Consider the following 20,576-nt stretch of genomic DNA (forward strand, 5'->3'; position numbering starts at 1 on the left):
TCGAGCTCGTGCTGGCTGGCGCGTCGGCGCTGTCCGGTGCGGTGATTCTCGCGTTCGTGATGCGGTCGCATGCGGTCACGCAGATGCGCGACGCCGTGTGACGAAACCACGCGGCGGTGCGCACGAAGCTCACGCGTATGCGTGGATCAGCGTGTCGAGATTGCGTTGCGCGAGCGGCGTGAGCGGCGCGAATTCCGCCGATTGAAACAGCGGGGCTTGCCCGCGCAGGTGTTCGAGCGCCTGCTTGCGGCCGGCACGGAACGCCGCCGACGGCGCATCCGGATCCTGCGCCCATTCGCGTGCGATCGCACGATCGTATTCGCGCAGCCGGTCGGGCGTGGCTGCGAGGATCGCGAGATCGGCATCGAGAAAAATCCGCCCGGCGCGCTGCAAGTCCGGATCGGCCGCGAACGTATGGGGCAGCCGGTGCGACTTCGTCGCGAGCACGAGAACGTGTGCAGCGGACACATGCGATGCGTGCGCATGCAACCACGGCTCGGTGCAGCGTTCGTTCGTGACCTGCACGAGCCAGTGCGCGCTGCGCGCTTCGTTCTCCGCATAGTCCGGCAGTGTCGTCGCGTAAACGAAATCGTGCGCCCATACGGCGAGCTCGATGGCTGGCCACAGCGGTTCCGTGCGATACGGCGCGAGGTGGGCGAACAATTCCGCCAGGTGTGCGAGCGTGTGGTAGAAACGCTGCGGCTCGCTGTATGCACGCTCGACGAGCGGCCAGACCGCGGCCGTGCCGAAGCAGGCGTCGCAGGATATGCGCAGCGTGCGGGCAAGGTCTGGTGCGAGGGTGTTCATTTCGGAGATCGGCTCGGGCAAGCGATGCGCGCAGCATAACAAACGCGGCGGCGCGTGCCGTTTCTACACGTTGATGGTACCGCGCCCGAGTTCGATCACGCGCCCCCCGACACCGATCTCTCCGTTTGCGCCGACCGACAACCGCAGCCGGCAAGGCCGGCCGACGGTGTCGCCCTGCTCGACCTGAAAGGCCGCAGGCAGATCGTGTTTGGCGGCAAGCAGCCAGCCACCGAGGTTTGCGCAAGCCGATCCGGTGCCCGGGTCTTCCGAAATGCCGCCGCCCTGTTTCACGAAGAAATAGCGGGAGACCACTTTCCCTGGGCGCTCGGCGTCGAACGCGAACACGTAGGCGGTCTTGCGGCCGAGGCTGCTTTTCGGCCAGATGTCGAGGCACGCACTGTCGGGCATCGCGCGGCGCACGGCGTCGGTGTCCTTGAGTGCGACCAGCAGTTGATCGGCGCCTGTATCGACCCAGATCGGCGGCGCGAGCAAGTCGTCTTTCGTCAGCCCGAGCAGTGCCGCCGTTTGGGCATCGGACAACTCGCACGCTGCTGTTTTCGGCATGCCCACGTGCGGCGCGATGAACGTCCACACGTCGTCGTGCGCATTGACGTTGACAACCCCGGCCTTGAATTCGAGCGTGATTGCGTCGCCGGCATTCAGCAGATCTCGCACGACATGCGCTGTGCCGAGCGTCGGATGGCCCGCGAAGGCCATTTCATACCCCGGCGTGAAGATGCGGACCCGTGCATGCGCGCGGACCGACGGCAACACGAAGGTCGTTTCGGACAGGTTGAACTGCACGGCGAGTGCCTGCATGGTCGCGTCGTCCATGCCTCGCGCATCTTCGAATACGCAGAGCGGGTTGCCGCCGAACGTGGCTTCGGCGAATACATTCAGCAGGCGGAAGGCATACGTGGTCATTTGGATCTCGCGTGGAGGTGGCAATCACCGTATCTGGGCAGCATGGATGCGGACTGTACGCGTCGGCGAGCAGCACATCGTGCGCTTCGTTCAATGCGTCGGCAGCCACGCGGCGTTGCGTCGCTCAGCCTTGTTTGTCGAGTGGCGCAAGCATCGCCTGCATGTCGGGATGCTTCAGGACTTTCCTGTACTCCGCCGGACTCAATGCGTCGATCAATACGCGGCCGCTCACGTCCGCCTTGATGTACTCGACCGCGAGCAGCGCAATGACCGGATTGGTCGTCAGCGTCGCCTGATCGGGTGAATGATCGCCGAACTCTGCCGCTACTGCCTCGGTGTTGTCCGCCACCGCGACGGCGAGCCGGCGTCCGGAAAGCCTGAGCCTCGCGCTGGCGCCGCATTTGGCCATATCGTAGTGGCGCGGCCCGTTGAGCGTGCGATTGCCGTAAATCGCCACGTGCGTATCGACGCCCCGCGCCGCGGCGGCCTCGAGCAGCGGCCCCAGGTCGTCGATTTCCTCGTCCCAGACGCCCGCGAATATCTGCGTCTTCGCATTGACGATGACGCGCGCGAAGGCACTGGCGATCGCTTCCCGCCCGCTCAACGACCAGACCAGCCCCGGCTCCTGCTGCACCGGCAGCCGATCGAGCGCGCCCGCAGCGAGTTCAAGATCCGCATTGAAGCGCGTGCGCAATTCTTCGAGCAACGAGCGGTGAGGTACGGCCGCATAGCGGACGGGTTCGGACCGGTTGACGAGCACCGCCCCGCGCGCTTCCAGGCGCGTCAAGGTTTCGTAGATCTTGGAGGGCGGCATGCCGGCGCGCCGGCCGACTTCCGCGCCCGTCAGCGCGGCTTGACCGACGAGTGCCGCGTAGGCCTGCGCCTCGTATTGGGTAAATCCAAGCCGGATCAACGACGTGATCAGCTCCGTGTTTTCGCTCATGTGTATTGGCTCCGGCTCCCACTCTTGCGACGATCTTCATGGGATTCCTTGATTAACTACCGGAGTAGTATACAATCGCCGCAAACTACTACCCAAGTAGTAGGTGATATTCCTGAACCTTATCGGAGGGATCTTCAAGATGCGTCAACGGATCAGCACCGGCTCCCCGTGGGAGCCCAAGGTTGGCTACTCGCGTGCAGTGGTCGTCGACAACACCATCTACATTTCGGGAACGGCGGGCAAGGGAGCAGACGTGTACGCGCAGACACGCGACGCGCTGGAGACGATCGAACGCGTGCTGGCAGACAGCGGGTTCTCGTTGTCGGACGTCGTCCAGAGCCGCCTGGTGGTCGCCGACTTCGACAATTGGGAGGCCGCGGCGCGCGCGCATGGAGAGACCTACGGCGATATCCGGCCGGCGTTTTCGCTGGTGCATGCGCTTCCGTTTGTCGATCCGGAGATCCTGGTCGAAGTCGAGGCGATTGCGGTCAGGACCGGAGCATGACCGTCGCGGGCGAACGCGTGCCGCTGTCGCGTGCTGCGACCGCGGCGCTTGCGCTGGCGGCGGGCGTGGCGATCGCCAACGGCTATGCGTTGCAGCCGTCGCTTTCCGTCATCGCGAGCGGGTTCGGCGTACCCGCGTCGCGCATGGCGGCTCTCGCCTCCGTGACGATGCTCGGTTATCTGGTCGGCCTCGCGTTGCTGGTTCCGTTGGTTGACCGGTTCAGTCCGCGCACGCTCATTCCGGCGCAAATGGGCGCGCTCGCGTTGTTGCTTGCGTGCGCGTCGTGGTCGTCCGGGCCGCTCGCACTCGACGCCGGCTTCTTTCTGGTGGGGGCGGCCACGACGGTCGCCGCGCAATGCAGCGCCGTCGCCGGGAAACATGCGGATCCGCACCGGCGCGGCGGGGCCATGGGCGCCGTGTCCGCGGGGATTTCCGCCGGTATCCTGCTGAGCCGCTTCGTGGGCGGCGTGTTGTCGCAATGGTGCGGGTGGCGCGGAGCATTGCTCGCGCTGGCCGGATGCGTTGCGCTGGCTGCGATCGGCAGCGGTGTGCTGTTGCCCGGCGGCCGACCGGAAGGGCGTCCCGGCCATGCGGCCAGGCTCGGTGCCATTCCGCACTTGTTGCGTGCCAGCGTCCAGCTGAGGCGCCGTACCTGCGCCGGCATGCTGTGGTTCTTCGCATTCAATCTGGTGTGGGTCGGGCTCTCGCTTCGCCTGGCCGAGCCACCCTACAGCATGGGTGCCTCGGCGATCGGTGCGTACAGTCTCGCGGGTGTGCTCGGTCTTGGCGTGACGCGCGTTGCCGGAAAATTCACCGATCGATTCGGCGATCGTGCCGTGATCCGTTGCGGGCTCGTCGTAGCGGCCCTGTCGGCCTTGCTGCTGGGCGTTGCGCTCGGTCGTCCCGGATGGCTGGGTGTCGGGCTGGCCCTGTTCGATGCCGGCTGTTTTGCTGCACAGGTTGCGAACCAGTCGCGTGTCGTCGCGATTCAGCCGGCTCGGGCCGGCGCATTGAGTGCCGCGTATCTGACGCTCTACTACGCGGCCGGCGCCGCCGGTGCCGTGGCGGCGGGGGGGCTCAACGAACGGGTCGGGTGGGGCGCGATGATGATCGTCGCGGCGGCGGCAATCATGGCGGCCGGGTGGGTAGGCACCGCATCCGCGAGGATCGATATGCCAGGAGAGCCGACTTCCGCCGGTTGAGTGCGGATCGGGCCTGCTCTCGCGATCGAACGAAATTTCATTTTTCATGCATGATCGGGGTTCTCCGATTCGTCGATGGCGATCCGCTCCCGGCGTTCAAATTTCCGCAACACCGGCGGATATTTTTTGCGCCGGAGCAGGCAGTCGCGCTTGAGCGTGCGCCATTTGCGATCGCAGGCAAACCTCGATTCACCCGGTTCCACGACAACGACGCCGTGCCCATGCATCACATGTCGGGTTCAGTGTCGCTCAGCGCGTGCAAATTGAAGCATGCAGGAGGAAGACATGGAATCCGACAGAAGGGTCTTGAATACCGACGGCGGGCTTGCAAACACACACACGAATACCGGCTCGCCGCAAGCCGTTCTGGAAACGATCGTACGCGGCGTGGAAGGCTTCCGGATCCCTGCCGAAACGGATTGGCTCGCGGCGAAGCAATATCTGGCCGACAACGATCGACAGTGGAAATTCTCGGCTGTCCTGGTGGCGATCGTCGCGCGGCGCGAGCCGACGATCCTGCTGACCAGGCGTTCGTCGGGGCTAAGCGAATACTCGTCGCATGTGAGTTTCCCGGGCGGACGTCCGGCGGATTCCGACGGCAGCATCGGCGCGACCGCGCTGCGCGAAGCGTTCGAGGAAATCCGCCTCGAGCCCGGCGCGATTCGGGTGGTCGGGTGCCTGCCGATTCATAAAACCAGAAAGCGCAATCACGCGATCTTTCCCGTGATCGGCATCGTGCCGGAATCGGCCGAATGGGAGGCGGCACCGGCCGAAGTCGAGGAGATCTTTGAGTTTCCGTTCTCCACGCTGCTGAATCCGGATCTGCTACGGCAATACACTGACGGCGAACGCGCGGGCGCCTGGTACTGGGCGGATCAGGCGCAGGACATCTGGGGCGTGACCGCGCTCATCCTGAAGTCGCTGGCAAGTCTGATTCTCGATGCTGCGCGCGGCGAGCGTGTGCGCAGCGATTAGCGTCACGCACCGGACCGCCATCCGGCCACGCGCACCTCAATGCGACGACACGAACACCGCATCCTCGAACGCCTCCGGAATCGCGAAGCTGTCGCGCATGCGCTGCGTTTCCTTCGCCGGCGTCAGGCCGAACAGACGCTTGAATTCCCGGCTGAACTGCGACGGGCTCGTATAACCGACCGCGTAGCCGGCCGCTTCGGCCGTCAGGTCCTGGCGCACCATCAGCAGTCGCGCCTGATGCAGGCGCGTCGACTTCAGGTACTGCATCGGCGACACCTGCGTGATCGCCTTGAAGTGGCTGTGAAAGCTCGGCACGCTCATGCCGGCCTCGTCGGCCAGTTGCGACACGTCGAGCGGCTGCGCGTAATCGGCATGGATCACGCGCAGCGACCGGCCGATCCGGCCGAACTGCCCGCGCATCGCGAGCGCGCTGCGCATCGCGCTTCCCTGCGCGCCGGTCAGTGCGCGGAAATACAGCTCGCGAAGCAGCGCCGGACCGAGCACCGCGGCTTCGAGCGGCCGCTGCATCGCCTCGACGAAGCGCAGCACCGACGCGTGCATCGCTTCATCCATCGGCGTCGACATCATGCTCCTGGGCGCCTGCACGTGTTCCGCCACGCCTTCGCGGTCGATCTGCGCCGCGAGTTCGGCGGCCATCGTGAAATCGAGGTGCAGGTACAGCGCGAGAAGCGGGCGCTCGGGCGTCGCGTCGGTTTCCATGCTGAACGGGACGGGCACGGACACGGCGAGGTAGTGGTGCTCGTCGTACAGATAGCGTTCGCCGCCGAAGTAGCCGCGCTTGCAGCCCTGGCACACGATCACGATGCCCGGGTCGTACAGCACCGGCGTGCGCGACAGCGCGCGGTTCGAGCGCAGGATGCGCACGCTCGGCAGCGCCGTCAGGTTGTAGCCTTCGTCGGGCGCCAGCGCGCGCAGCAGCGTGACCAGGCGTTTGCGGTTTCGCGGTGACGACGACAGCGACGGGTGTCGGGCGGAGGAGGGCTCGGCGCTCATAGTTTTGTGCAAGAAATTAAGCGGAATCGCGCTTATTCGACGTTGATCGTCAGACTAGTATGCATGCTTCAATCGACATTCGGGAGAAGCGAACATGGCATCCGGCAACATCATGCTCATCACCGGCGTCAGCAGCGGCTTCGGCCGCGCGCTTGCACGGGAGGCGCTCGCGGCCGGCTACACGGTGGTCGGTACCGTGAGAAGCGCGCAGGCGGCGCGGGAATTCGAAGCGCTGTCCGCGCAGGCGGCTTTCGCGCGTGTGCTCGACGTGACCGATTTCGATCGCATCGACGGCATCGTCGCGGAAATCGAAGCGAATGTCGGGCCCGTCGACGTGCTGGTGAACAACGCCGGCTACGGGCACGAAGGCATCATGGAAGAAGCGCCGCTCGCCGAGATGCGCCGGCAGTTCGACGTGAACGTATTCGGCGCGGTCGCGATGATGAAGGCCGTCGTGCCGTTCATGCGCGCGCGCCGGCGCGGCCGCATCCTGAACATCACGTCGATGGGTGGCCACATCACGATGCCGGGAATCGCCTACTACTGCGGCAGCAAATTCGCGCTGGAAGGCATTTCCGAAACCGTCGGCAAGGAGCTCGAGCCTTTCGGCATTGCGGTGACGGCCGTGGCGCCCGGTTCGTTCCGCACCGACTGGGCAGGCCGCTCGATGGCGCGCACGCTGCGCTCGATCGCCGACTACGACGCGATCTTCGATCCGATCCGCCAGGCGCGCGAGGAGAAGAGCGGCAAGCAGTTGGGCGATCCCGTGAAAGCGGCGCGGGCGATGCTCGCAGTCATCGCGGCGGAACATCCGCCCGCGCACCTGTTGCTCGGCAGCGATGCGCTGCGGCTGGTGCGGAACAAGTTGGCGGCGCTGGAACAGGAAATCCGTGCGTGGGAGGCCGTGACGGTGTCGACGGACGGCTGACGATCGGCCGGGCGGGGCGCGCGAATCCGGGTGCCCCATTGCCGGTGTTTCGCACGGGCATCGTCGACGCGATGCAGCACCGCAGGAAAGCGCGTCGATCGGCAGTCGGTGTGACTTGCCGTGCATCTCGGCCGGACGCACCGGCATCGCTCGCATCGCGGGCGTTTATTTCCCGTCAGTGGATGATCGGCGGTCGCGGCGCACCGTGGCGTCACGGTTTCACGGTAATGGCTGATAATGGCTGCCGGCCGTTACGCCGAGTTCGTCCACCTCACAGGAGTCAATCGAGATGCCATACGTCACTACGAAGGATAACGTCGAGATCTTCTACAAGGACTGGGGCCCGAAGGATGCACAGCCCATCGTCTTCCATCATGGCTGGCCGCTGTCTTCCGACGACTGGGATGCGCAGATGCTCTTCTTCGTTCAGAAGGGCTATCGCGTGATTGCTCACGACCGACGCGGCCACGGCCGGTCGGCGCAGGTGTCGGACGGCCATGACATGGATCATTACGCAGCGGACGCGTTCGCGGTCGTCGAGGCGCTCGACCTGCGCAATGCGGTGCATATCGGTCATTCGACCGGCGGCGGCGAAGTGGCCCGCTACGTCGCGAAGCACGGCCAGCCGGCCGGCCGCGTCGCGAAGGCGGTGCTGGTCAGCGCGGTGCCGCCGCTGATGCTGAAAACCGAATCGAACCCCGAAGGCTTGCCGATCGACGTGTTCGACGGTTTCCGGAAGGCGCTCGCCGACAATCGCGCGCAGTTCTTCCTGGACGTGCCGAGCGGCCCGTTCTACGGTTTCAACCGGGCCGGCGCGACGGTGCATCAGGGCGTGATCCGGAACTGGTGGCGGCAGGGGATGGCGGGTAGCGCGAAGGCCCACTACGACGGCATCAAGGCGTTTTCGGAAACGGATCAGACCGAGGACCTGAAGTCGATCACCGTCCCGACGCTCGTGCTGCATGGCGAAGACGACCAGATCGTGCCGATCGCGGATGCCGCGCTGAAGTCGATCAAGCTGCTGCAGAACGGCACGCTCAAAACCTATCCGGGTTATTCGCACGGCATGCTGACGGTCAATGCGGACGTGCTCAACGCCGACCTGCTGGCGTTCGTGCAGGCGTAACGGCGTCGGCAGGCGATCCGGCCGCGCCGTTGGAAACGGCTGCCGGATCGCCTGCCGCATCCATCAGTCTTGATCGCGTTGAAGCGGATGCCCGGATACGTGACCTGAAGCGGAATCTTGTGACCGATCAGGCAGTGGGTCTCGCGTCGATATTGTCGGAATCCAGCCGGGCTCGACGGACCGTGGCCGGAGGCTGATAGCGAGGCGCGCGATGGGGCCGGCGCTCGATGTGGAACGGCCGCCGGCGCTCGACGAGCACCCTGGCCTCGGCACGGCGGTGGAACCATTTCCGGTTCGGCAATTCGTCACGCAGCCTATCGGTGATGCTCGCGACGAACCCGTTTTGCCACGGACTGTCGGGCACGCTGAAGCCCGGACCGATTACGGCATATCGCAGCCAGCGCATGACCTCGGCAGCGGTAAATTCGACGCCGTTGCGACCTGGCGACTCCGCCCCGGATAGCAACATGCGTTGCATTGCGATAGCCGCCGCCGAGTCTGTTCTCCGATTCCAACTCCTTGAGCCGACGGGCCTCGACCACATCCGTGCCGCCGAACTTATCAATCGAAAGAAGCGCCGCGTTGCGGGCGTGAGTGTGTCATGCCTCATCGTTTTTGGAACTGCAATAAACAACGGGGCTGGATTGAAAAATGAAAATCCAGCCCCCGGCGCCGAATGGCGGTAATTCCAGGATTATTTAAAGTTTATCGAATCGCAAAGCGGGTGGCCGGTGAGCCATTCGCGCAGTTATTGCCGTAGATAAACATATTTCTATTTTCGGAGTATGCCGAGTAAATCAGCGGATAAACTTCCTTGGCGCCGAATGAATAGACGCCATCGGCAATGGTCACCAGCAGGTTGCCGGTGGCGTCGGTTTCGATCTTGTCGATCTTGCCGGCCTTGCAAAGTGCCTGCGCGGAAGCGAACGAGGAGGCGAGCATCAGGGCTGAAAACAGCACGGGCGCAATCTTTTTCATGTCTTTTCCTAGGGTAATAATGAGTGGAGTAACGCGGTTTGGTGTTGCATGGCCATGCCCGGAACGACATGCCTGATTTTCCAGATCGATGATTCTCGAGTGTCGAGAAATCTGCGATGGCCTGGTCAGGCAAAAAACTCAAGACAATTAATTCTTTAAATAATCTTCGGCGCCGCCGTTATCTCGTCGATTTGGAATCTTGATGTTGCGGCGCGGAACACAGACTATTGATTGGAATTGATGGATTCCAATCGAATTAATTTATCGTCAACTCGGTTCGATAATTTTTCGTATTAACTCTGTTTTCGTAAATTTTCCGTGAGGCTGTTTTTATTTATTGATTGCTGTTGAAATTTGAATAATCGAAGGTGAATATTCATTCGATGGTTGATGGTGTGGTGCGGGTGTGGTGCGCTGGTAGGTCGAGCGCACGGGATCGATGCCGGAAATGTTGACGATCAAGTGGCGCGGTACGGGCCGGAATTCATGTCTTGCCGTGTACCGGGGAGCCCCCGACGACATTCGGCGTCGTCTTTTCGGTCGCGAACTTCGAACGCGATCTGCGCCGCGAAGGCGGGCCGCGTCTCGCGAAACCCGGCGAGCGCATCAACTGCACCGGGGACTTGCGTTCGATATGTCCAATGGCTTTCCCTCGCTTCCGCCGGCATGAGGCTGCCGATACCGGCCGGACGAGATGCGCCGGTATGTCGACCGGGCGCTCAGGGCGCGGTACCGGTATAGCGGCCCGGGCGATGCCATGCGACGACCATCGCGCTCATCGCGACGGCGCTGATCGCCGACCAGCCGACGCGATCGGCCTGAATGACCAGCGTGGACGTCAGCAGGATCATCGCGTCGATACACACTTGCGTAATACCGGCGTTAATGCCTCGCACGCGCTGCAGCCACAATGTGACGACGCCGGTGCCGCCGACGCCCGCGCCGTGCCGCGCGAGCGCGAGAATGCCCATGCCGCACAGCGTGCCGCCCACCAATGCCGCGAACAGCGGGTTCACGAAGGCAATTTTCAGCGTCCGGGGCATCGCCGCGAGGGCGAACGTGATGCCGCAGCTCGCGATCGTCGATTTGATTGCGAAACGTGGCCCCATCACGAAGTGCGCGAAGATGAAGAACGGCAGGTTGACCAGCGTGAAGATCGTACCCACCGATAATGGACAGAGGTACGAGACGAGCAGCGCAATGCCGGCGATCCCGCCGGTGACAAGTCCGGCCGCCTTGAGCAGGACGAGCCCGATAACCACAAAGGCCATGCCGACTATCATCCCGTAGATGTCTTCGAGCACGGAGTGCGGCGTTGCGCTTGTGTCGCGTGTCGGAATGGCGCCGGATACGGCGCTTGATTCGTGCTTCATGATGTCTGCAGCCACATCGGGACGGCGAATCGAATCCTCCCAGATCGATCGCGCCGCGGGTTACTGATACGTGCCGATGTCTCCTGGCGGCGCGCGTCAGGCAGCTTACTCAGGCAAAATTATTTGGGCAAATAGCCCGAATGCGTACGGCGACTTATCGACGGCGATACCTTCACGCGTCGCCAATTCGATCATCGAGGCGCGCATGATGCCCGGCAGGATCGTGCCCGACAGCGGTGGGGTGCGCAGCGAGCCGTCGTCCAGAACGAAGAACACGTTCATGCCACCTGGTTCCTCGATCCACTTGTGTTGCGCGGCGTCGAGAAACTGCTACCCGTTTTCCATACCGCCAAACAGCCTTCGTTTCGAGGAGCACCTTTCCACCGCAGGGTGCTAACAGCAGAAAAACGGCTCATTACACTGCGCCCGTCGCATCGCCGAGAGATCTCGACGCGGCACGCATACGCAGCGCGCAAGCGTTGCGACCGGCAAACGAAAGACTTTGGGGGGAAATCGTCATGAACAAGCGTTGGGGGATCATCGCGCCCGCCGCCATGCTTGCTGCCGCCGCGCATGCACAAAGCAGCGTGACACTGTATGGCAAGATCGAGGACGGCATCAACTACACGAGCAACGCACGCGGCCACGGAACCGTGCAACTGCAAAGCGGCTACGACTACGGCAGTCGCTGGGGTATCAAGGGCACCGAGGACCTCGGCGGAGGCTACCAGGCGATTTTCACCCTCGAGAGCGGCTTCGACGTCAACAACGGAAAAATGAGCCAGGGTGGCCGGGAATTCGGCCGTCAGGCCTTCGTCGGTATCGCGTCGGATCGCTACGGCACCGTGACGCTCGGCCGTCAGTACGATCCGAGCGTCGACGTTTTCTCGCCGCTCACCGCAAACGGCAACTGGACTGGCTATCTGTTCTCGCATCCGTACGACAACGACAACACGGACTACTCGTTCCGCGTGAACAACTCGGTCAAGTACGTGTCGCCCGTGTGGCACGGGATTACCGCGGAGGCAATGTATGGATTCAGCAACCAGGCGGGCGGCTTCGCGAACAACCGTCTGTATGGCGCCGCGCTGCAATATCAGCAGGGCGGGCTAACCGTCGGCGCGTCATATTTGAAGATCAACAACGCCCGCAATGCCGATTCGACCGGCGCGATTACCGGCGACAACACGTTCGACGCATCGTCACAGCAGAACATCGGCGTCGGCGTGAATTACGCGTTCTCGAATGCCCTCGTCGGGTTCACGTATTCGCACGTCGACGTCTACGATCCGACGTCGAACGCGTATTTCACCGGTACGACGCAGCCGGCGGGCGGTGCGTGGAAATCGTGGAAATTCGACAACTTCGAGGTGAACGGACTCTATCACTTCACGCCCGCGTTCTACATCGGTGCGGCATACACGTACACGCAGGCTCGTGTCGATTCGACGGTCGGCGCGTTCAATCCGAAGTGGCATCAACTGAGCACGAAGTTCAATTACGACATGTCGAAACGGACCTCGGTGTTCGTGGAAGGCGTCTACCAGCACGCGATGAACGCGCACACCGGAACCGACTTCGACTACGCGTACGTTCCGGGCGCCGCCGATATCTCGTCGGGCCCGAACCAGTACGTCGTGCGGGTCGCGCTGCTGCATCACTTCTGAGACCGACGCCGTTCGCGGATGCCGCACACCGTGCGACGGTCCCCGATCCGCATGACGGACGCGACGGGTAATGTCGAGTGACATCAGGATGCCTACAGATACCAGTCGAGCGTCTTCAGGATGCCCGTCTCGAAGGTTTCCGCCGGCTTCCATCGAAGTTCGCGCTCGAGCTTGCCTGCGTCGATTGCATAGCGGCGATCGTGACCGGGGCGGTCGGCGACGAAGTGCTTGAGGCGCGCGTGCGGCGCGCCCTGCGGCCGGCGCACGTCCAGCAGCGAGCAGATCAGGTCGACGATGTCGGTGTTGCGCCACTCGTTGCATCCTCCGACGTTGTACGTCTCGCCGACCGTGCCGCGCCGGATCACGGCATCGATCGCCCGGCAGTGATCGTCGACGTATAACCAGTCGCGGACGTTCGCGCCGTCGCCGTAGAGCGGAATGGGTACGTCGTTGACGCAGCTGCGGATCACCGTCGGGATGAACTTCTCGGTGTGCTGGCGCGGGCCGTAGTTGTTCGAGCAGTTGGTCGTCGTGACCGGCAGCCCGTACGTGTGGAAGTACGCGCGCACGAGATGGTCGGAGCCGGCTTTGCTGGCGGAATACGGCGAATTCGGCGCGTACGGCGTGGTTTCCGAGAACGGTGGATCGTCCGGCGCGAGCGATCCGTACACCTCGTCGGTGCCGATGTGATGGAAGCGGCGTTGCGCGTGCGCGTCGGCGTCCCGCCCCGTCATCCAGACCGTGCGCGCCGCGTCGAGGAGAGTCCAGGTGCCGACGACGTTCGCGCGCACGAATTCGCCCGGGCCGGTGATCGAGCGGTCGACGTGGCTCTCGGCGGCAAAGTGGACGATCGTGTCGATCGCGTGGTCGCGCAGCAGGCTCTCGACGAGCGGCCGGTCGCAGATGTCGCCGAGCACGAAGCGGTGGCGGCCGGTGTCTTCCGAGCCCGCGAGATGGTCGAGGCTGCCGGCGTAGGTGAGCAGGTCGAGATTGATGATCCGGACCTGCGGATCCGTCGCGAGCAGGTAGTGGACAAAGTTGGCGCCGATAAACCCGGCGCCGCCGGTGACGAGGACATGTTTCGGTCGATGGCTCATGAGGTTCGTTTCCAGGTATCGAGCACGTCGGCGAGCGCCGGGATCCAGCACGGCGCCTCGATGCCGAAATGCTCGCGAATGCGGGTGCAGTCGAGTGCGGAGTTCGCCGGCCGCGGCGCCGGCAGCGGATAGGCGGCCGTGAGGATCGGGCGCACGAGCGGGATGCGATCGATGAGGCCGGCGCGCCGTGCCTGCCCGAAGATCGTCTCGGCGAACCCGTGCCAGGTCGTGACGGGCGTGCCGCACAGGTGGTAGGTGCCCCAGCGCGTCGTGGCACCCGTGCGGTGGCGATCCGCGATCTCAAGCAGCGCGTCGGCGACCGCGCCGGCGTGCGTCGGGCCGCCGTACTGGTCGGCGACGACCGCGAGTTCGTCGCGCTCGCGGCCGACCCGCAGCATCGTGCGCACGAAATTGCCGCCGTGCGCGCCGAACACCCATGCGATCCGGAGGATCAGGTGCGCATCCGGCAGCCGCTGGCGGACCGCTTCCTCGCCTGCCCATTTGGTGTGCCCGTAGACTCCGAGCGGCGCGACGCCCGCCGCTTCGTCGTACGCGCCTTGCGCGCGGCCGTCGAACACGTAGTCGGTCGACAGGTGCAGCAACGGAATGCCGGCCGCGGCGCACGCATCGGCGAGCGTCGCCGGGCCGGCGCAATTCGCGCGCCATGCGGCGTCGGGTTCGGTTTCCGCGCGATCGACGGCCGTCCACGCGGCCGCATTGATCACGAGCGTCGCGCGGTGCGTGGCGAGCGCATCGCGGACGGCCCGCGGATCGGCGATGTCGAGCTGCGCGCGGGACAGCCCGATCGCCGGGCGCGTACCCGCGCGCAGCAGGAGTTCACGACCGACCTGGCCGAGCGCGCCGGTCACGACGATCGTCATCGCAGGGCTCCGTGAAGGTCGGGCGACGCCGGTGCACGGTCGCGCAGGCGCGGCTGTCCGCGATCCTTGTCGGACAGCTCGAACGGCACGTCGAGCGCGGGCCATTCGATGCCGATGTCGGGGTCGTCCCACAGTACGCCCGCGTCCGACGACGGATCGTAGTACGCGGTGCACTTGTACGCGAAGTCGGCCTCGTCGGACAGCACGCAGAAGCCGTGCGCGAAGCCCGGCGGAATCCACAGCTGGCGATGCGACACGTCGTCGAGCACGGTGCCGAACCAGCGCCCGAGATGCGGCGAACCGGGCCGGATGTCGACCGCGACGTCGTACACGGCGCCGCGCGACACCCGCACGAGCTTGCCCTGCGGATGCCGGAACTGATAGTGCAGGCCGCGCAGCACGCCGCGCCGGGAGCGCGAGTGATTGTCCTGCACGAAGCCCGCGTCGACGCCCGCGTCGCGCAGCCAGGACTCGCGATAGCTTTCGACGAAGAAGCCGCGCGCGTCACCGAAGCTCGCCGGTTCGATCAGCAGCACACCCGGCAGCGTCGTCTCGATGACGGACGTCATGCGGCGACCTCCTTGTTCAGCACGTCGAGCAGGTAACGGCCATAACCGCTTTTCGACAACGCGTGCGCGAGCGCTTCGAGCCGTTGCGAGTCGATCCAGCCGAGCCGGTACGCGATCTCCTCGGGGCACGCGATCTGCAGCCCCTGGCGAGCCTGCATCACCTGGATGAAATTCGCCGCATCGAGCAGCGACTCGTGCGTGCCGGTGTCGAGCCACGCGTAGCCGCGGCCGAGGATCTCGACGTTCAGCTTGCCGTTCGCCAGATAGGCGCGGTTCAGGTCCGTGATCTCCAGCTCGCCGCGCGCGGACGGGCGCACTTCCTTCGCGAGCGAGACGACGTCGTTGTCGTAGAAGTAGAGACCCGTCACCGCGTAGTGCGATTTCGGGTCGCGAGGCTTCTCTTCGAGATCGATCGCCCGCCCGTGCTCGTCGAACGAGACGACGCCGTAGCGCTCCGGGTCGCGCACGTAATAGCCGAACACCGTTGCGCCCGTCGTGCGCGCGGCGACGCGCTGCAGCAGCGACGACAGCGCCGGACCGTGATAGATGTTGTCGCCGAGCACGAGCGTCGCCGCGTCGTGCCCGATGAATGGCGCGCCGATCACGAACGCCTGCGCGAGCCCGTCCGGGCTCGGCTGCACCGCGTACGAGAAATTCATGCCCCACTGTTCGCCGTCGCCGAGCAGTTGCCGGAACGCATCGAGATCGCGCGGCGTCGAGATGATCAGGACGTCGCGGATGCCGGCCAGCATGATCGTGCTGAGCGGGTAGTAGATCATCGGCTTGTCGTACACCGGCATCAGCTGCTTCGATACCGAATGCGTGAGCGGATGGAGCCGGGTGCCGGATCCGCCCGCCAGAATCAGTCCCTTACGGCCAGTCGCTGTGTGCATGATGTCCTCGCTGTGATGAAGAAGGGCGGCCCGCGTGCGCGTCAGCCCGGGTCGATGCGCCGGAACACGATCGCGAAGCCGGCCAGGTAGACGGCCGCGATCACCGCGAAACCGGCGGCGGTCGCGCGGTCCGGGTCGGCGATCGCGTGCAGTACGACCGACGCGATCGCGACGCCGACCAGCGAGCCAATCTGCCGGCTCGCGTTCAGCGATGCGGCGGCGAGATTCGCATCCGCGGGGCCGGCCGACTGCATGACGACGAGATTCATCGCGGGGATTGCCTGGCCCGCGCCGAAGTTCGCGAGGCCGACCGCGATCGCGAGCGCCGCGTAGGGCAGCGCCTCGATGCCGATCAGCGCGGCGCTGCCGAGCGTGGCGAGCGCGAGGCCCGCGAGCAGCGTGCCGCGCGGGCCGAGCCGCGCGCTCACGCGGGCGGACGCGAGATTGCCGATGCCGAACATCGCCATCAGCGGAAACAGCTCGAAGCCGGCGCGCAGCGCGCTCGCGCCGCGCGTCTGCTGCAGGTAAAGGCTCAGCAGGAAGATTTCCGCAAGGATGCCGAAATTGATCGCGAGCCCGAGCAGGCCGCCCGCGACGAAGCGCGGGTTGCGCAGCAGCGCGGGCGACAGGATCCGGTGGCGGGCGCGACGTTCGCGCCACGCGAATGCGGTGCCGGCAGCGAGCGTCGCGGCCGCGCCGGCGACGATGGTGGGCGAGCGCCAGCCGGCGCCCGGCCCCTCGATCAGCGTATAGCTGAGCGCCGCGAGCGCGAGCACGCCGAGCAGATGGCCGAACGTGTTCAGCGGGCCGGGATGGCGCGGCGAGTGCCCGACATGGCGGCGCGTGAGCCACAGTCCGGCCAGGCCGACGGGCAGGTTGACCCAGAAGATTCCGCGCCAGCCGATCGCGTCGACGAGCACGCCGCCGACGCACGGCCCGATCGCCATCGCCGCCGATACCAGTGCGCCCCAGATGCCGATCATCCGCGTGCGCAGCGGCCCGGCCGGAAACGCCAGCGTCAGCAGGCTGAGCGAGCTCGGCATGAAGAGCGCGGCACCGACGCCCTGCAGCAGCCGCGCGGCGACCAGCATGCCGCTCATCTGCGCGGCCGCGCACAGCACCGACGCCGCGACGAACAGCGCGAGCCCGGCGACATAGATCGTACGCGGCCCGTAACGGTTCGCGAGCGCGCCGCCGAACAGCAGCAGCGCGGCGAAGCTGAGCGTATAGGCATCGACGACCCAGACGAGTGCCGTCAGCGACATGTCGAGACTCGCCTGCATCGCCTTCAGCGCGACGTTCACGATGGTCACGTCGAGCATCGCCATCACGAAGCCGCAGGCGAGCGCGACCATCACGCGCGCGGGCTGGGCGGCGTTCGCGCCGGTCGCGCCGGCTGCGGGGGCGGCGTTCGTGCTCATGCCGCGCGCCCGCCGAGATAGAGACGCCGCATCTCGTCGCTGTCGAGCAGTTCGGCCGACGTGCCCGTCAGCGCAACGCGGCCCATCGTCAGCACCACGCCGCGATCGGCGATGCGCAGTGCCTCGAGCGCGTTCTGTTCGACCATCAGCACGGCGATGTGCTCGGTGTCGCGCATCCTGACGATCGCGTCGAACACCTCGTCGACCATCTTCGGCGACAGGCCGGCCGACGGCTCGTCGAGCAGCAGCAGCACGGGGCGCGGCATCAGCGCGCGTGCGAGCGACACGATCTGCCGCTCGCCGCCCGACAGTGCGCCCGCGGGCGACCGGTAGCGGCGCCGCAGCACCGGGTATTGCTCGCACAGCTCCTCGATCCGCGCTTCGCGCGGGAACGCGGACATCGCGTGGCCGCCGAGCATCAGGTTCTCGCGAACCGTCAGCGCGCCGAACACGTTGTCGGTCTGCGGAACGAAGCCGATGTCGTACTCGCGGATCTTGCGGTGTACCGGCACGCGCGCGATGTCGCGGCCGTGCATCGTGACCGTGCCGGCGCGCGGCAGCACGAAGCCGGCGATGGCCTTGAGGAGCGTCGACTTGCCGCAGCCGTTCGGGCCGAGGATCGTGACGATGTCGACCGGCCCGACGGATAGCGATACCCCGTGCAGGATGTCGATGTCGGGTGTGTAGCCGGCGATCAGATCGCGGACGTCGATCATGACACCCCCAGCGGACGGCGCGCATGCGCGCGGCCCAGGTAGGCATCGAGTACGCGCCGGTTGCTCTCGAGTTCGGCGGGACGGCAGTCGGCGATCGCGGCGCCGCGATCGAGCACGATGCAGCGGTCGCACAGCTCGCGGATGAAGTGCATGTCGTGCTCGATCACGACGAGCGTGACGCCCTGTCCGCAGATGCGGCGCAGTTCGGCGACCAGCTCGCCGCGCAGGTTGGGGTGGACGCCCGCGGTCGGCTCGTCGAGCAGCAGCAGCTTCGGCTCGGTCATCATTGCGCACGCGATGCCGAGCAGTTTCTTCTGGCCGCCCGAAATTGCCGCGGCGCCGAGCTGCGCGACGTGCGCGAGCTTCAGCTCCTCGAGCAGCGCGGTAGCGCGTGCGCGGGTTTCCGCTTCGAGCGCGCGCGTCGCGCGACTGCGCAGCAACGCGGCGACCGGGCCGTGACGGGCCGACGACGCGGCCATCGCCAGTTCCAGCACCGACATGCGCGCGGGCATCGACGGCAACTGGAACGTCCGGCGGATGCCGAGCCGCGCGATCCGGTGCGGCGCAAGCGCGTCGATGCGGCGCCCGGCGAAGCGGATCGCGCCTGCCGCGACGGGGGCGAAGCCCGTGATCGCGTTGAGCGCCGTGCTCTTGCCCGAGCCGTTCGGACCGAGCAGCCCGACGATCTCGCCGTCGCCGACGGACAGCGTGAGGCCCGACAGCACGGTGTTGTCGCCGTAGCGTATCGTGACGCCTTCAAGGTCGAGCAGCGCGCTCATGGGTGAACCTCCAGTCGTTCCGGCACAAGGCCGCGCGGGCGCCACAGCACGCATGCGAGCAGCATCAGGCCGACGAGGCCGAGGCGCACCGCGCCCGCGAGATCGCTGCCGACGCCGAGCCAGTCCTTCAGAAACGGCGCGACCGCGTAGACCGCCTGCACGATGATCGCGCCGGCCAGCACGCCCGCATGGCTGCCGAGCCCGCCGACCATGACGATGGTCCACAGCGCGAAGGTTTCGGATGCCACCATCGTGTCCGGGCCGACGTAGCTGATGTACCAGGTGAGGAGCGCGCCCGCGAACGCCGCGGGCAGCGCCCCCGCGACGCTCGCCCGGGTCTTCAGCGCGACCGGGTCGTAGCCGAAGCAGACGGCGAGCGCGGGCTCTTCGCGCATCACCTTCAGCGCGCGGCCGAAGCGGCCGGTGGTCAGCAGCCGGCATGCAGCGTATGCGACGGCGAGGCCGCCGGCCGCGACGGCGAGGAACGCGAGGTCGGCCCACGGCGCGCGCAGCCCGGGAAACAGCGGGGCGATGCCGCCGATGCCTTGCGCGCCGCCCGTCAGCCAGCCTTCGTTCAACGCGAACGTGCGCAGGATCTCGGCGATCGCGAGCGTCGCGATGCCCCAGTAGTCGGCCGACAGATGGCGGCCGAGCCGCGCGATCGCGACGGCCAGCACGCTCGCCGCGCCGGCCGCGAGCGCGAGTGCGGCCGGCAGCGGCCAGCCGAGCTGCGAAGCGATGCCGGCGGCGTAGGCGCCGAGCCCCGCGAACGCGACGAAGCCGAAATTGACGAGCCCCGCATAGCCGGCCTGCAGGTTCAGGCCGAGCGCCATCGTCGCGTACAGGCACGCGACGGTCAGCAGATGGACGATGAAACTAGACACGACGCACCTCCCTGTCGAAGATGCCGTATGGCCGGAACACGAGTACGACGAGCAGGATCGCGAACGACACGGCGCCGACGTATTCGACCGGAAAGAACGCGAGCGGCCGGCCGACCAGCCCGCCGAAGTCGACGTCGAGCGCGGTCGTTTCGGCGAACGCGATCAGGAGTGCGCCGGCCGCCGCGCCGAGCGGATTGCCGAGGCCGCCGAGGATGGCGGCGGAAAACACCGGGATCAGCAGCCCGTAGCCGAGGTTGACGTGCACGCTTTCGGTCGCACCGAGCATCGTGCCGCCGAGCGCCGCGAGCACGCCGCTTGCGAACGTGATCACGTTGGTCACGCGCTGCGCGTCGATGCCCGTTGCGAGCGCGAGCGCGCGATTCGACGCGAGCGCGCGCATCGCCCGGCCGAGGCGGGTGCGGTACAGCAGCAGCGCGAACACGGCGAGCGCGACGGCGCCGCACGCGATCGAGCCCGCCTGCGCGGACGACATCGCGACGCCGCCGACCATCAGCGGCGGACGCACTGCCTGCGCATACTGCAAAGGCCGCGAGCCGGCGGTGCCGAGCATCAGCGCGACGGCGAGCAACGACACGGCGAGCGAACCGATCATCGCGACCGCGCTGCCCGAGCGCAGCAGCCGCGTGAACACGAACAGGTTCAGCAGTGTCGCGGCAAGGCCGACCAGCACGCACGACACGGCGGTCGCGAGCGCGAACGGCAGGCCCGCGCGCTCGAACCCGAGGGTCGCGAACGCACCGATCATCGCGTACTGGACGTGCGCGATGTTCGGGAAGCGAATCAGCGAATACAGCGTCGACAGGCCGACCGACACGAGCAGCAGGTCGGACGTGCGCATCAGGACATCGATCAGGAATTGCAGCATCGCGTTGC

General features: G+C 66.0%; 22 protein-coding genes and 2 pseudogenes. 6 read left to right on the top strand and 18 right to left on the bottom strand.

The genetic code is table 11. From position 1 onward, the window contains the following. Nucleotides 1-129 precede the first annotated feature (129 nt). From GD429_RS29230 to GD429_RS29240, 3 genes are all read right to left on the bottom strand, one after another. Nucleotides 130-807 (bottom strand): hypothetical protein, encoded by a 678-nt coding sequence (locus GD429_RS29230; protein WP_152862235.1) that lies wholly within the window; start codon nt 805-807, stop codon nt 130-132. 63 nt (nt 808-870) lie between these two features. After that, complete coding sequence (locus GD429_RS29235) at nt 871-1,731, bottom strand: PhzF family phenazine biosynthesis protein (protein WP_152862237.1); 861 nt, start codon at nt 1,729-1,731, stop codon at nt 871-873. A 124-nt stretch (nt 1,732-1,855) separates the two neighbouring features. After that, nucleotides 1,856-2,674, bottom strand: a complete 819-nt coding sequence (locus tag GD429_RS29240) for a TrmB family transcriptional regulator (protein WP_152862239.1) — start codon at nt 2,672-2,674, stop codon at nt 1,856-1,858. Nucleotides 2,675-2,813: 139 nt separating this feature from the next. Here GD429_RS29240 and GD429_RS29245 point away from each other — a divergent pair, with 139 nt between their 5' ends. Both GD429_RS29245 and GD429_RS29250 read left to right on the top strand, forming a co-directional pair. Then, nucleotides 2,814-3,179, top strand: coding sequence for a RidA family protein (locus GD429_RS29245; RefSeq protein ID WP_152862241.1), 366 nt, complete (start codon nt 2,814-2,816; stop codon nt 3,177-3,179). After that, a complete protein-coding gene (locus GD429_RS29250) occupies nt 3,176-4,381 on the top strand; it encodes an MFS transporter (protein ID WP_152862243.1) in 1,206 nt (401 codons plus the stop codon). Before GD429_RS29245 ends, GD429_RS29250 begins: the two co-directional genes overlap by 4 nt. 44 nt (nt 4,382-4,425) lie before the next feature. On the opposite strand, the gene GD429_RS40720 is transcribed toward GD429_RS29250, so the two are convergent. After that, the gene (locus GD429_RS40720) at nt 4,426-4,584 is read right to left on the bottom strand and encodes a hypothetical protein (RefSeq protein ID WP_161785078.1); all 159 of its coding nucleotides are present in this window, start codon (nt 4,582-4,584) and stop codon (nt 4,426-4,428) included. A gap of 82 nt (nt 4,585-4,666) precedes the next feature. Here GD429_RS40720 and GD429_RS29255 point away from each other — a divergent pair, with 82 nt between their 5' ends. Further along, nucleotides 4,667-5,356: an NUDIX hydrolase gene (locus GD429_RS29255; protein WP_152862245.1), complete on the top strand. Its 690-nt coding sequence runs from the start codon at nt 4,667-4,669 to the stop codon at nt 5,354-5,356. Nucleotides 5,357-5,392: 36 nt separating this feature from the next. Here the strand turns inward: GD429_RS29255 and GD429_RS29260 are convergent, their stop codons facing one another. Further along, nucleotides 5,393-6,370 (bottom strand): AraC family transcriptional regulator, encoded by a 978-nt coding sequence (locus GD429_RS29260; protein WP_152862247.1) that lies wholly within the window; start codon nt 6,368-6,370, stop codon nt 5,393-5,395. A gap of 94 nt (nt 6,371-6,464) precedes the next feature. On the opposite strand from GD429_RS29260, the gene GD429_RS29265 reads away from it, so the two are divergent. Both GD429_RS29265 and GD429_RS29270 read left to right on the top strand, forming a co-directional pair. After that, on the top strand, nt 6,465-7,298 hold the full coding sequence (locus GD429_RS29265) for an oxidoreductase (RefSeq protein WP_152862249.1): 834 nt from the start codon (nt 6,465-6,467) through the stop codon (nt 7,296-7,298). Between the two features lie 289 nt (nt 7,299-7,587). Beyond that, nucleotides 7,588-8,424, top strand: a complete 837-nt coding sequence (locus GD429_RS29270; RefSeq protein WP_152862251.1) for an alpha/beta fold hydrolase — start codon at nt 7,588-7,590, stop codon at nt 8,422-8,424. Nucleotides 8,425-8,551: 127 nt separating this feature from the next. On the opposite strand, the pseudogene GD429_RS29275 reads toward GD429_RS29270, so the two are convergent. From GD429_RS29275 to GD429_RS29290, 4 genes and pseudogenes are all read right to left on the bottom strand, one after another. After that, nucleotides 8,552-8,860: pseudogene (locus tag GD429_RS29275) on the bottom strand (integrase core domain-containing protein); the annotation flags it as partial. A 269-nt stretch (nt 8,861-9,129) separates the two neighbouring features. After that, entirely contained in the window at nt 9,130-9,402 is a 273-nt protein-coding gene (locus GD429_RS29280) for a hypothetical protein (protein WP_152862253.1), read from the bottom strand. A 719-nt stretch (nt 9,403-10,121) separates the two neighbouring features. Continuing rightward, nucleotides 10,122-10,790 carry a YitT family protein gene (locus GD429_RS29285; RefSeq protein ID WP_321574958.1) on the bottom strand — a complete coding sequence of 223 codons (669 nt, stop codon included), beginning with the start codon at nt 10,788-10,790 and terminating at the stop codon, nt 10,122-10,124. Between the two features lie 123 nt (nt 10,791-10,913). Continuing rightward, a pseudogene (locus GD429_RS29290) lies at nt 10,914-11,102 on the bottom strand (aminotransferase class IV); the annotation flags it as partial. Between the two features lie 191 nt (nt 11,103-11,293). Here GD429_RS29290 and GD429_RS29295 point away from each other — a divergent pair. Then, nucleotides 11,294-12,442 carry a porin gene (locus GD429_RS29295; RefSeq protein ID WP_152862255.1) on the top strand — a complete coding sequence of 383 codons (1,149 nt, stop codon included), beginning with the start codon at nt 11,294-11,296 and terminating at the stop codon, nt 12,440-12,442. A 92-nt stretch (nt 12,443-12,534) separates the two neighbouring features. On the opposite strand, the gene rfbB is transcribed toward GD429_RS29295, so the two are convergent. Genes rfbB through GD429_RS29340 form a run of 9 tightly spaced genes read right to left on the bottom strand, consistent with a single transcriptional unit; the run spans nt 12,535 to nt 20,568 of the window. Beyond that, complete coding sequence (rfbB, locus tag GD429_RS29300) at nt 12,535-13,539, bottom strand: dTDP-glucose 4,6-dehydratase (RefSeq protein ID WP_152862257.1); 1,005 nt, start codon at nt 13,537-13,539, stop codon at nt 12,535-12,537. Continuing rightward, a complete protein-coding gene (gene rfbD, locus GD429_RS29305) occupies nt 13,536-14,420 on the bottom strand; it encodes a dTDP-4-dehydrorhamnose reductase (RefSeq protein WP_152862259.1) in 885 nt (294 codons plus the stop codon). Before rfbD ends, rfbB begins: the two co-directional genes overlap by 4 nt. After that, a complete protein-coding gene (gene rfbC, locus GD429_RS29310) occupies nt 14,417-14,989 on the bottom strand; it encodes a dTDP-4-dehydrorhamnose 3,5-epimerase (protein WP_152862261.1) in 573 nt (190 codons plus the stop codon). Before rfbC ends, rfbD begins: the two co-directional genes overlap by 4 nt. Continuing rightward, entirely contained in the window at nt 14,986-15,882 is an 897-nt protein-coding gene (gene rfbA, locus GD429_RS29315) for a glucose-1-phosphate thymidylyltransferase RfbA (RefSeq protein WP_152862263.1), read from the bottom strand. The genes rfbC and rfbA overlap by 4 nt, the downstream gene beginning before the upstream one ends. 41 nt (nt 15,883-15,923) lie before the next feature. Further along, nucleotides 15,924-17,303 (bottom strand): MFS transporter, encoded by a 1,380-nt coding sequence (locus GD429_RS29320; protein WP_152862265.1) that lies wholly within the window; start codon nt 17,301-17,303, stop codon nt 15,924-15,926. Continuing rightward, the gene (locus GD429_RS29325) at nt 17,300-18,019 is read right to left on the bottom strand and encodes an ABC transporter ATP-binding protein (protein ID WP_034184558.1); all 720 of its coding nucleotides are present in this window, start codon (nt 18,017-18,019) and stop codon (nt 17,300-17,302) included. The genes GD429_RS29320 and GD429_RS29325 overlap by 4 nt, the downstream gene beginning before the upstream one ends. Further along, nucleotides 18,016-18,798: an ABC transporter ATP-binding protein gene (locus tag GD429_RS29330; RefSeq protein ID WP_152862267.1), complete on the bottom strand. Its 783-nt coding sequence runs from the start codon at nt 18,796-18,798 to the stop codon at nt 18,016-18,018. The genes GD429_RS29325 and GD429_RS29330 overlap by 4 nt, the downstream gene beginning before the upstream one ends. Continuing rightward, entirely contained in the window at nt 18,795-19,682 is an 888-nt protein-coding gene (locus tag GD429_RS29335; RefSeq protein ID WP_321574962.1) for a branched-chain amino acid ABC transporter permease, read from the bottom strand. The genes GD429_RS29330 and GD429_RS29335 overlap by 4 nt, the downstream gene beginning before the upstream one ends. Next, a complete protein-coding gene (locus GD429_RS29340; protein WP_034184555.1) occupies nt 19,675-20,568 on the bottom strand; it encodes a branched-chain amino acid ABC transporter permease in 894 nt (297 codons plus the stop codon). The genes GD429_RS29335 and GD429_RS29340 overlap by 8 nt, the downstream gene beginning before the upstream one ends. Nucleotides 20,569-20,576: the final 8 nt, after the last annotated feature.

Origin of the sequence: Burkholderia sp. BE17 (assembly GCF_009362305.1) — a bacterium.
Lineage (GTDB): Bacteria > Pseudomonadota > Gammaproteobacteria > Burkholderiales > Burkholderiaceae > Burkholderia > Burkholderia pyrrocinia_C.

Bases quoted from the DNA above. Each gene is read 5' to 3' on its own strand.
- GD429_RS29230 (WP_152862235.1), bottom strand. From the start codon at position 807: ATGAACACCCTCGCACCAGACCTTGCCCGCACGCTGCGCATATCCTGC.
- GD429_RS29235 (WP_152862237.1), bottom strand. From the start codon at position 1,731: ATGACCACGTATGCCTTCCGCCTGCTGAATGTATTCGCCGAAGCCACG.
- GD429_RS29240 (WP_152862239.1), bottom strand. From the start codon at position 2,674: ATGAGCGAAAACACGGAGCTGATCACGTCGTTGATCCGGCTTGGATTT.
- GD429_RS29245 (WP_152862241.1), top strand. From the start codon at position 2,814: ATGCGTCAACGGATCAGCACCGGCTCCCCGTGGGAGCCCAAGGTTGGC.
- GD429_RS29250 (WP_152862243.1), top strand. From the start codon at position 3,176: ATGACCGTCGCGGGCGAACGCGTGCCGCTGTCGCGTGCTGCGACCGCG.
- GD429_RS29255 (WP_152862245.1), top strand. From the start codon at position 4,667: ATGGAATCCGACAGAAGGGTCTTGAATACCGACGGCGGGCTTGCAAAC.
- GD429_RS29260 (WP_152862247.1), bottom strand. From the start codon at position 6,370: ATGAGCGCCGAGCCCTCCTCCGCCCGACACCCGTCGCTGTCGTCGTCA.
- GD429_RS29265 (WP_152862249.1), top strand. From the start codon at position 6,465: ATGGCATCCGGCAACATCATGCTCATCACCGGCGTCAGCAGCGGCTTC.
- GD429_RS29270 (WP_152862251.1), top strand. From the start codon at position 7,588: ATGCCATACGTCACTACGAAGGATAACGTCGAGATCTTCTACAAGGAC.
- GD429_RS29280 (WP_152862253.1), bottom strand. From the start codon at position 9,402: ATGAAAAAGATTGCGCCCGTGCTGTTTTCAGCCCTGATGCTCGCCTCC.
- GD429_RS29295 (WP_152862255.1), top strand. From the start codon at position 11,294: ATGAACAAGCGTTGGGGGATCATCGCGCCCGCCGCCATGCTTGCTGCC.
- rfbB (WP_152862257.1), bottom strand. From the start codon at position 13,539: ATGAGCCATCGACCGAAACATGTCCTCGTCACCGGCGGCGCCGGGTTT.
- rfbD (WP_152862259.1), bottom strand. From the start codon at position 14,420: ATGACGATCGTCGTGACCGGCGCGCTCGGCCAGGTCGGTCGTGAACTC.
- rfbC (WP_152862261.1), bottom strand. From the start codon at position 14,989: ATGACGTCCGTCATCGAGACGACGCTGCCGGGTGTGCTGCTGATCGAA.
- rfbA (WP_152862263.1), bottom strand. From the start codon at position 15,882: ATGCACACAGCGACTGGCCGTAAGGGACTGATTCTGGCGGGCGGATCC.
- GD429_RS29320 (WP_152862265.1), bottom strand. From the start codon at position 17,303: ATGAGCACGAACGCCGCCCCCGCAGCCGGCGCGACCGGCGCGAACGCC.
- GD429_RS29325 (WP_034184558.1), bottom strand. From the start codon at position 18,019: ATGATCGACGTCCGCGATCTGATCGCCGGCTACACACCCGACATCGAC.
- GD429_RS29330 (WP_152862267.1), bottom strand. From the start codon at position 18,798: ATGAGCGCGCTGCTCGACCTTGAAGGCGTCACGATACGCTACGGCGAC.
- GD429_RS29340 (WP_034184555.1), bottom strand. From the start codon at position 20,568: ATGCTGCAATTCCTGATCGATGTCCTGATGCGCACGTCCGACCTGCTG.